Below are 418 nucleotides of genomic sequence, written 5' to 3' on the forward strand. Positions count from 1 at the left end.
GTAGAGGGTTAGCAACATTAGAAACGTAATCAACTTGTGCAACCATTTCATCACGTGTCTCAATGAGTTTAATGCCAGCCGCTTCGGCTGCATCATAAGCTTCGTTAATGAGTGGTCGGGCAATGCCTTCTAAAAAGCCATCATAAGCCATCAATTGACCCATACGTGATTGAAACATTGTGGCAATAGAATTCTCGACAGCGTTGAAAAAAACTTTTTTTAGTAATGTTCCCATGAAATTTTCAGTATAACTGGGATTTAAATGGGCCGCCTGAAAATCAACTAAAAGGTTATCCATGACCTGTGAAGGTTGCTCAGTCAGATTAGCGTAGACAGATGATCCGGCACTTTCAGCCCCCATAAAGTCCACATCGCCAAAATCATTGAGTACGGTGGCAATCATTGCTGTACCGCCAAT

Annotated in this window: 1 protein-coding gene; it reads right to left on the bottom strand. The window is 42.1% G+C overall.

Annotation, left to right across the window (positions count from 1 at the left end):
- The coding region (locus C1I98_RS46770) for a ketopantoate reductase C-terminal domain-containing protein (protein ID WP_267898117.1) at window positions 1–418 on the bottom strand (418 nt) is incomplete at both ends.

Origin of the sequence: Spongiactinospora gelatinilytica, assembly GCF_003236385.1 — a bacterium.
GTDB classification, from domain to species: domain Bacteria; phylum Actinomycetota; class Actinomycetes; order Streptosporangiales; family Streptosporangiaceae; genus Spongiactinospora; species Spongiactinospora gelatinilytica.